The 7,200-nt window shown below is 64.0% G+C and carries 4 protein-coding genes and 1 riboswitch; all 4 genes read right to left on the bottom strand.

The genetic code is table 11. From position 1 onward, the window contains the following. Positions 1 to 110 precede the first annotated feature (110 nt). Genes ACI77D_RS24075 through cobW form a run of 4 tightly spaced genes read right to left on the bottom strand, consistent with a single transcriptional unit; the run spans position 111 to position 6,600 of the window. Positions 111 to 722 carry a VWA domain-containing protein gene (locus tag ACI77D_RS24075; protein WP_064454915.1) on the bottom strand — a complete coding sequence of 204 codons (612 nt, stop codon included), beginning with the start codon at positions 720 to 722 and terminating at the stop codon, positions 111 to 113. 53 nt (positions 723 to 775) lie between these two features. Further along, positions 776 to 1,774 (bottom strand): ATP-binding protein, encoded by a 999-nt coding sequence (locus ACI77D_RS24070; RefSeq protein ID WP_407017623.1) that lies wholly within the window; start codon positions 1,772 to 1,774, stop codon positions 776 to 778. Further along, positions 1,774 to 5,535, bottom strand: coding sequence for a cobaltochelatase subunit CobN (gene cobN / locus ACI77D_RS24065; protein ID WP_407017622.1), 3,762 nt, complete (start codon positions 5,533 to 5,535; stop codon positions 1,774 to 1,776). The genes ACI77D_RS24070 and cobN overlap by 1 nt, the downstream gene beginning before the upstream one ends. A 3-nt stretch (positions 5,536 to 5,538) precedes the next feature. Continuing rightward, positions 5,539 to 6,600 carry a cobalamin biosynthesis protein CobW gene (cobW, locus tag ACI77D_RS24060; RefSeq protein ID WP_221294508.1) on the bottom strand — a complete coding sequence of 354 codons (1,062 nt, stop codon included), beginning with the start codon at positions 6,598 to 6,600 and terminating at the stop codon, positions 5,539 to 5,541. Between the two features lie 93 nt (positions 6,601 to 6,693). After that, positions 6,694 to 6,894, bottom strand: a riboswitch (cobalamin riboswitch). Between the last annotated feature and the right edge of the window lie 306 nt (positions 6,895 to 7,200).

The raw sequence follows: 7,200 nt of genomic DNA, 5'->3' as shown, positions 1-7,200 counted from the left end.
GCAGCCGGGGGCCTGGAGAGGCTTCCGGCAGGCTTGGAAAATTAAGGGATTTGGCAGGCAGGGGGTGACATGGGAAGCGGGGACAAGCGGGAATCAGGGAACGTTCACTTTTATTGCAGCGACACGCTGTCGATATGTCGATAGTCCAGCTGCAGCTCAAGCGCCAGCTGTTTGGCGCGCCCGAGCTGGATCGGGCCGCGCTCGATATCCACCAGCAGCCCCGGGCAATCGAGCGCCGCTAATCCGGCGATGTCTTTGAGCCGCCCATCGGTAATCACCAGCAAACGCTGCTGCTCGGCCGGGTAACGCTTACGCCGCGCGCGCAGCCAATGCGCGGCTTCGGACAACGCCGCCAGCAACGGCGTGCCGCCGCCGGCGCCGAGCTGAGCCAGCCACCCGGCCAAGCCTTTGGCGGCCTTCAACCCCTGCACCTGCCATTTGGGCGCTTGCCCGCTGGCCGTCAGTAACGCCATGCGCGCCCGCTGCCGATATGCGTCATCAAACAACTGGGCCAGCAAGCCTTTGGCGTCGCTCAACGCGCCATGGCGCCGAGTGGACGCCGAGGCATCGACAATCACCAGCCACAACTCATGGGCTGAGCGGCTGCGCAGGTGGTAGACCACATCCTCACGGGTTTGCGGCCGACCACCGAGCAAGGTGCCCGGCCAGTTGATCGAACCCAACGTTGCACGACGCGCTTTGCCGTGCCTGCCTTTTTCCAGTCGCCCCGCCTTGGGCCGGGCATCCGCCCCCGCGTCAGGTCGAGGGCGAATGCCTAGGGCTTTTTTGGCCAGGTGGGCACATCCCGGCGTGCGCCCGTGGGCAAGGCCGGTGCGGGCATATCGCCCCACTGGCCTTGGCCAGGCGAGGAGTCCGAGGGTTGTGGCGCCTGGCCTTTATCGGGCGGGCTCGCCGGAGGGGTTTGCGCCTGACGGCGATGGCGCAAGGCGAATTCGGCCACGGCTTCGATATCTTCCTCGGCGATGGCGCCAGCGCCACGCCAGGCCGCATGGGCGCGCGCGCCGCGCAACCACACGAGGTCTGCGCGCAAGCCATCGACACCGGCGGCAAAACAGCGCTCGGTGATCTGCGCCAACGCCTGATCATCCAACGCAATGCTGTCGAGCCGCGCCCGCGCCTGGGTGCAGCGATCGCGCAAGGCGGCTTGCTGCGTGGCCCATTGGCTGCAAAACGCTGCCGGATCGCTGTCGAAATCCAGGCGGCGGCGGATAATTTGCCCGCGCTCGGTGGGCAGGGTTTGCCCGCTCAATGCCACATTGAAACCGAAGCGGTCGAGCAGTTGCGGGCGCAATTCGCCCTCTTCCGGGTTCATGGTGCCGATCAATACAAAGCGCGCCGAATGCCGATGGGAAATCCCGTCGCGCTCGATCAGGTTGGTGCCGCTGGCGGCCACATCCAGCAGCAGGTCCACCAGGTGATCGGGCAGCAAGTTGACTTCATCGACATACAGCACGCCGCCGTCAGCCTTGGCCAGGACACCGGGGGAGAATTGCGCGCGGCCTTCGCCCAGCGCAGCGTCCAGATCCAACGTACCCACCAGCCGCTCTTCGGTAGCGCCCAACGGCAAGGTGACAAACTGACCGCTGGCCAACAAATCTGCCAGGCCTCGCGCCAGCGTGGACTTGGCCATGCCGCGCGGGCCTTCGATCAGCACACCGCCGATTTTCGGGTCGATGGCGGTGAGGCACAGGGCCAGTTTCAAGTCGTCGGCGCCGACCACGGCGGACAGCGGGAAATGCGGAATATCAATCATCAGCTGTCTTCTTCTATATCCAGCAACAGGTTTTCCAACGCCTCGCGATACGCTCCGGGCTCTTGCCACATGCCGCGCTGCTGGGCTTCGAGCATACGCTCGGTCATATCGCGCAACGCATCGGGGTTGTGCTGCTGCACAAAGGCCCGGGTGTCAGGGTCGAGCAAGTAAGCGTCGGCGAGCAAGGCGTATTGGTGATCATCAATCAGCGCGGTGGTGGCGTCGAATGCGAACAGGTTGTCTACCGTCGCGGCCATTTCGAACGCGCCTTTATAGCCATGGCGCTTCACGCCGTCGATCCATTTGGGATTGGCGGCACGGGAACGGATGACCCGGTTCAGCTCTTCCTTCAGGGTGCGGACCTTGGGCAGGTCCGGCTGGCTATGGTCGCCATGATAGCTGGCGGCCTTATCGCCGCTCAGGGTTTCCACGGCCGCGAGCATGCCGCCCTGGAATTGGTAGTAGTCGTTGGAGTCGAGCAGGTCGTGCTCGCGGTTGTCCTGGTTCTGCAACACTGCCTGCACCTGGCTCAGGCGCTGGGCGAACTGTTCGCGGGCGGCAGTGCCCTCATCGGAACCGCCATACGCATAGCCGCCCCAGTTCAGGTAGACCTCGGCCAAATCCTCGCGGCTCTGCCACAGGCGACCGTCAATCGCACCCTGTACGCCCGCGCCATAGGCGCCAGGCTTGGCGCCGAAGATGCGCCAGCCAGCCTGTTTCGCGGCCGCTTCTTCATCCAGGCCCGCGCTGAGCAGCGCCTCGCGCTCGCTGCGCACCTTGGCCGCCAGCGGGTTCATGTCATCCGGCTCATCCAGGGCCGCCACTGCCTGCACGGCTGCATCAAACAGCCGGATCAGGTTGGCAAAGGCATCACGGAAGAACCCGGACACGCGCAGCGTTACGTCAACGCGCGGGCGGTCCAACAGGCTGATCGGCAGAATCTCGAAGTCATCCACGCGCTGGCTGCCCGTAGCCCATACCGGGCGCACGCCCATCAGCGCCATGGCCTGGGCAATATCATCACCGCCGGTACGCATGGTGGCGGTGCCCCAGACCGACAGGCCGAGCTGGCGAAGGTGGTCGCCATGGTCTTGCAGGTGCCGCTCAAGAATCAGGTTGGCGGATTGGAAGCCAATGCGCCAGGCCGTGGTGGTGGGCAGGTTGCGCACATCCACGGTGAAGAAATTGCGCCCGGTGGGCAGTACGTCCAGGCGCCCACGACTGGGTGCGCCGCTGGGGCCTGCGGGTACAAAGCGGCCACTCAACGCCTCCAGCAAACCCTGCATTTCCGCAGGCCCGCACGCGTCCAGACGCGGTGCCACGACGACGCGCAGGCTCTCGATGACCGACTTCACATCCTCCCAGCCAGGTTCCTCCAACTGCTCAATCGGCCCTTCCAGCGCTTGCTCGATCAAACGCGCGGCATATAACTCCAGGCGCTCGCGGGTATCACCGGCGGTGCGCCAGAGCTGCTGATCAATGTTTTGCAAAACCTCGGGGCGACGCCCGGCCCAGGGCTCGGCCAGGGCACAATCGAGTGGGTCAAAGCCCAGTTCAAACGCCTTGGCCAGCACCCGCAGCAAGCTCGATTGCGGGCCACGCCCATCGCCGCGCGGGATGCGCAGCAAGGCCAGCAGGGTGTCGATGCGCAAACGGCCTTCGGGCGACTCGCCAAAAATATGCAGGCCGTCGCGGATCTGCGACTCCTTCAAATCGCACAGGTAGGTGTCCAGGCGCGGCAACCAGACCGTGGCGTCGGCCTCGTTATCCAGCTCCAGCTCCTGATCGATATGGGTTTCGCGCACCAGCTTGAGAATGTCTTTTTGCAATTCAAGGGCGCGGCGCGGGTCCAGCAATTGCGCCTCGTAATACTCGTCGGCCAACAGCTCCAGGTTACGCAGCGGGCCGTAGGTCTCGGCACGCGTCAGCGGCGGCATGAGGTGGTCGATGATCACTGCTTGAGTGCGACGCTTGGCCTGGGCGCCCTCGCCCGGGTCATTGACGATAAATGGGTAGATATTCGGCAACGGCCCCAGCAGCGCGTCGGGCCAGCAGTTCTCCGACAGCCCCACACCCTTGCCCGGCAGCCATTCGAGGTTGCCGTGCTTGCCCACATGGATCACGCCATGGGCGCCGTAGGTGTGGCGCAACCAAAAGTAAAACGCCAAATAACCGTGGGGCGGCACCAGGTCCGGGTCGTGGTACACCGCGCTGTGGTCAACCTGATAACCCCGCGCCGGCTGGATGCCGACAAAAGTCAGGCCCAGGCGCAGGCCGGCGATCATCATGCGGCCGTCGCGGCACATCGGATCGTTCTGCGGTGCGCCCCAGCGCGCCAAAACCGCCTGGCGATTGGCTTCAGGCAGGCGCTTGAACATCGCCTCGTAGTCGTCCAGGCCCAGGCTTTGGTGGCATGGGCGCAGGTCGAGGCTGTCCAGATCGTTGGTGACGCCGCCGAGCAGATCATGAATCAGGGCCGTGCCGCTGTGCGGCAACTCACTGGGCACGGGATAACCTTCGGCTTGCAGCGCGCGCAGGATATTCAGCGCCGCCGCCGGGGTGTCCAGGCCCACGCCATTGCCAATGCGGCCGTCACGGGTCGGGTAGTTGGCGAGGATCAGTGCGATGCGCTTTTGTGCATTCGGCACCCGTGCCAGTTCGACCCAACGCCGCGCCAGCTCGGCGACGAAATCCATGCGCTCGGGCGCAGCGCGGTAGCACACCACGTCGGACTGGCTGCGCTCACTGCGCCAGGCCAGGTCCTTGAAGCTGATGGGACGGCTAATAATGCGCCCGTCCAGCTCCGGCAAGGCGATATGCATCGCCAGGTCGCGCGGGCCGAGGCCTTGCTCGCTGGCCTCCCAGCCGGGCTGGTTGTCCTGGGCGCAAATCGCCTGGATCACCGGAATATTGCGGCGAAACGGGCGTAAATGCGGGGCTTCCGGGCTGGACTGGGCAAAGCCGGTAGTGTTCAGAATCACCGCCGCCTGCACGTCATCCAGCCAGTCTTCGACCACCGTGAGGCAGCCGGGCTCTTTCAAACTGGCCACCGCTATCGGCAACGGATTAAGGCCCGCCGCCTGCAAGCGTTGGCAGAACACGTCGATAAAACCGGTATTGGCCGCCTGCAAATGCGAGCGATAGAACAGCACTGCGGCTACCGGCCAATCTGCCTGCCAATCCGACTGCCAGTCATTCAAGCGCGGGTTGGCTTTGTGCGGGTGATAAATCGCGGTGCGCGGCAGGCTTTGCGGTTCGGCCCAGGCATAGTCGCGGCCCAGGTAGCTGCTTGCCAGGCAGCGATAGAAATCCAGCGCGTTGCCCAGGCCGCCCTGGCGCAGGAAGTGCCACAGGCGGTCGCGCGCTTCTGCGCCAACGGAGCTCAAGCCGCTGAGTTCCGGGTCCGGGCGATCATCACCCGGCACCAGGATCAGCTGCACGCCGCGCTCGGCCAATTCCACCAGGCGCTCGATGCCGTAGCGCCAATAACCGATGCCGCCGTGCAGCGAAATCAGGATGACCTTGGCGTGGCGCAGCACCTCATCGACGTACAGATCGACCGAGGCATGGTTTTGCACCTGCATCGGGTTGGCCAGGCGAAAGCTGGGGTAATCGTCGGGCAACTGCTGGGCCGCTTCGGCCAGCAGTGCCAGGCTGGAATCGCCGCTGCACAGAATCACCAGCTCGGCGGGGGTTTGGCCTAAGTCGGCAATGTTGTCTTCCGAGACGAAACCGCCGGGCTGGGTCCTGAGCAGGTGCATGGGTTAAACGCTGAGCGCAGCGCGCAGTTGCGCTTCGAGGCCCGCCGCGTCCAGCTCCTGGCCGATCAGCACCAGACGCGTGATGCGGGCTTCATCAGCACCCCAGGCACGGTCGAAATGCTTGTCGAAACGCGTGCCCACACCCTGGATCAGCAGGCGCATCGGCTTGTTCGGGATCGCCGCGAAACCTTTGACACGCAGGATGCCGTGTTGCACCACCAGTTGATTCAGGGCGTCGAGCAGCAGCGCTTCATCAGCTTGCGGCAAGTCGATGGAGATGGAATCAAACGCATCGTGGTCGTGGTCGTCTTCACCTTCGTGGTGATGATCGTGATGGCTGTGGCGACCGTCGATGTGTTCTTCGGAGCCGGCGCCCAGGCCAATCAACACGTCCAGCGGCACGCGACCGCTGCTGGCCTCGATGATTTTCACGGCCGGCGGCAGCTCTTCGGCGACTTCAAGGCGCACGCGTGCCAGGTCTTCAGGGCTGATCAGGTCGGCTTTGTTGAGGATCACCAGGTCGGCGCTGGCCAGTTGGTCGGCGAACAGCTCGTGCAGGGGCGATTCGTGGTCCAGGTTCGGGTCGAGTTTGCGCTGGGCATCAACCTGATCCGGGAACGCGGCAAAGGTGCCGGCGGCGACAGCCGGGCTGTCGACCACGGTAATCACCGCGTCAACCGTGCAGGCGCTGCGGATTTCCGGCCACTGGAAGGCCTGGACCAAGGGTTTTGGCAGGGCCAGGCCCGAGGTTTCGATCAGGATATGGTCGAGGTCACCGCGACGGGCGACCAATTCGCGCATCACCGGGAAGAATTCTTCCTGCACGGTGCAGCACAGGCAGCCGTTGGCCAGTTCGTACACGCGGCCGTTGGCTTCTTCCTCGGTGCAACCGATGGAGCACTGCTTGAGGATTTCACCGTCGATGCCCAACTCGCCGAACTCGTTGACGATCACGGCGATGCGACGGCCCTGGGCGTTGTCGAGCATATGGCGCAGCAAGGTGGTTTTGCCCGAGCCGAGGAAGCCGGTAACGATGGTGACGGGGAGTTTGGCCAGTGTTTTCATCGGATGCCCTTTGGGGCGGGCATACGGGACGACAGGCCCTGCGGCAAATGCGCAGAAGCTGATTTCGTCACCGGATCACCCCGCCCGGTTGAAGTAGAAAATCGGTTACGAGGCAGGTCTCCTGGCTTGGGGCATGCGGGTCTTGCGACCGGCGCTGGCTGCGCCTTCCCGCCGTATTGGCAGTGGCGTGGCAGTCAGATGAACCCTTCACAGTTGCGGGGGCAGCCGCGGCTTGAACCGCGTTCCCTTCTTAGCTTCGACCTGGGCCGAAGAACCTCGAAGGTGCAAGGCTACGCAGTGCGTGGGGGATGGTCAATGATGGGGTTGTTTGGTTGATGTACATAGCCGTTGCTGCGGTAACGGCAGCTTAGGGTTCCGCCTTTACGGCAGGTCGCTTTTGGAAAAGAGCCCGAAATGCCGGCTCAACCAAAAGTACCCCACCACTCGGCACCTCGCCCAGGCTCGGTGTGCCCGTACTCCGGCATTCCTAAGTAGGTCGCCTAAGATCAAAAAGCTCAAAAGCGGAGTTCGGCGGACTAGCAGCTGACCTGAACCTGGACGCTGAACGCTGAACGCTGAACGCATTCAAATGTGGGGACT

Source organism: Pseudomonas sp. O39 (assembly GCF_045447295.1).
GTDB classification, from domain to species: domain Bacteria; phylum Pseudomonadota; class Gammaproteobacteria; order Pseudomonadales; family Pseudomonadaceae; genus Aquipseudomonas; species Aquipseudomonas antarctica_A.
The sequence above is the reverse complement of the archived record's forward strand: the minus strand, read 5'-3'. Positions and strand labels throughout refer to the sequence as shown.

What these genes read in the sequence shown, in the direction of transcription:
- cobW (WP_221294508.1), bottom strand. Translation starts at nt 6,600, where the DNA reads ATGAAAACACTGGCCAAACTCCCCGTCACCATCGTTACCGGCTTCCTC.
- cobN (WP_407017622.1), bottom strand. Translation starts at nt 5,535, where the DNA reads ATGCACCTGCTCAGGACCCAGCCCGGCGGTTTCGTCTCGGAAGACAAC.
- ACI77D_RS24070 (WP_407017623.1), bottom strand. Translation starts at nt 1,774, where the DNA reads ATGATTGATATTCCGCATTTCCCGCTGTCCGCCGTGGTCGGCGCCGAC.